Below are 2080 nucleotides of genomic sequence, written 5' to 3' on the forward strand. Positions count from 1 at the left end.
ACACCAAACAACAGGCAAAAAAAATCCCCGAACCAGTCGGGGATTTTTCATGCTCGATCAATAAGCCCAAGAGCCGATCAATCCTCGCGGTAGCGACGCAGCTTGAGCTGCTTGCCAGCGACGCGGGTGTCTTTCAGCTTGGTCAGCAACTTCTCCAGACCATCTTCCGGCAGCTCGACCAGGCTGAAGCTGTCACGCACCTGGATGCGGCCGATCGCTTCGCGGGCCAGGCCGCCTTCGTTGAGGATGGCACCCAGCAGGTTCTTGGCGGCGATGCCGTCACGGGCACCCAGCGCAGTACGGCAGCGCGCACGACCTTCGGCCAGCGGGATCGGTGCACGACGCTCGCGATCACCACGGTCCGGACGATCACCGGTGCGCTCGGGACGATCGCCACGCGGTGCGTTGTTCGGCACCAGGGGACGTTCCTTCTCGATCGCAGCCAGGTTCAGCGCCTGGCCATTGGTGGCCTTGCGCAGCAGTGCCGCGGCCAAGGCACGTGGGGTGCAACCGATATCGGCGGTCAGGCGATCGAGCAGATCACCGTGGGTCGATTCGGCGTCAGCCACCAGGGGCGACAGGCTGTTGGTCAGCTTCTTGATGCGGGCATCGAGAACGGCCTGGGCGTCCGGCAGGCGAACTTCAGCCACCTTCTGACCAGTCACACGCTCGATCACTTGCAGCATGCGGCGCTCACGGGGAGTGACCAGCAGCAGCGCGCGGCCTTCGCGACCGGCACGGCCGGTACGGCCGATACGGTGAACGTAGGATTCCGGATCGTACGGCATGTCCACGTTGAACACGTGGGTGATGCGCGGAACATCCAGGCCACGGGCAGCGACGTCGGTCGCCACAACGATGTCCAGGCGGCCATCCTTGAGGGAGTCGATCACGCGCTCACGCTGGTTCTGGGCAATGTCACCGTTCAGCGCGGCGGCTTTGTAGCCTTTGGCTTCCAGGGCGCTGGCCAGGTCCAGGGTCGCTTGCTTGGTGCGCACGAACATGATCAGGGCGTCGAAGTCTTCCACTTCCAGCAAGCTGAGAACGGCGGAAGTCTTCTGGTCGGCGTGAACCAGCAGGTGAGCTTGTTCGATCGCGGTGACGGTCTGGGTCTTGGTCTGGATCTTCACGTGTTGCGGATCGCGCAGGTGGCGCTCGGCAATGGCACGGATCGATTGCGGCAGGGTGGCCGAGAACAATACAGTCTGGCGGGTCGCTGGCAGCGCCTTGAAGATGACTTCCAGGTCATCCATGAAGCCCAGCTTGAGCATCTCGTCGGCTTCGTCGAGAACCAGGTGGTTCACGGTAGCCAGGACTTTTTCGTCACGACGCAGGTGGTCGCACAGACGACCCGGAGTGGCGACAACGATCTGCGCGCCATTACGGATAGCTTTCAGTTGTGGGCCCATCGGGGCGCCGCCGTAAACGGCCACAACGGTAACGCCAGGCATTTGCTTGGAGTAGGTTTCGAAAGCGGTGGCTACTTGCAGCGCCAACTCACGGGTTGGCGCCAGGATCAGGGCTTGCGGTTCGCGCTTGGCAGGATCGATGCGATGCAGGATCGGCAGAGCGAACGCAGCGGTTTTACCCGTACCGGTTTGCGCCTGGCCAATCATGTCGTGGCCGGCCATGATGATCGGGATCGATTGCTGCTGAATCGCCGAAGGTTCTTCGTAGCCAGTCGCGGTGACGGCAGCAAGAATGTTCGGGTTGAGATTAAAAGCGGCGAAGCCGCCGGTTTCCTGGGTCATGGGTCTGCCTCTAAGTGCATCCGCAAAGACCCATGCTCCAAAGCTGCGCATGCCGTGTTGAGACTCAAGAGTCGCCCTGGCTGCTTTGTCGGCGGGGATTTGCGAAAACGAATGAATGGAAAAAGAACGTCGTGGAAGCATCCGTTGTGCGGACATGCAACCGAAGCTGACTTCGGAGAATTGCGCTACCTTGACGCGGCCCGGCTAAAGGCCGGCGCGCACTATACCGGAATTCGCCCGAAAAGGGAGCTTTTTTTATTGCCAAACCCCGTTATGGGGCTCGCTGTCAGAAGGCCTTGGGGCAGTCAGCTAAAACGGTTCACCTCCAG

General features: G+C 61.3%; 1 protein-coding gene. It reads right to left on the reverse strand.

The features are described from left to right. Positions 1–77: 77 nt before the first annotated feature. A complete protein-coding gene (locus tag J4E53_RS30415) occupies positions 78–1751 on the reverse strand; it encodes a DEAD/DEAH box helicase (protein ID WP_014337279.1) in 1674 nt (557 codons plus the stop codon). Between the last annotated feature and the right edge of the window lie 329 nt (positions 1752–2080).

The sequence above is a fragment of the Pseudomonas sp. FW305-28 genome (assembly GCF_017351395.1).
GTDB classification, from domain to species: Bacteria; Pseudomonadota; Gammaproteobacteria; order Pseudomonadales; family Pseudomonadaceae; genus Aquipseudomonas; species Aquipseudomonas fluorescens_AA.

Excerpts from the sequence above, each read along its gene's own strand:
- J4E53_RS30415 (WP_014337279.1), bottom strand. The coding sequence starts at position 1,751 with ATGACCCAGGAAACCGGCGGCTTCGCCGCTTTTAATCTCAACCCGAAC.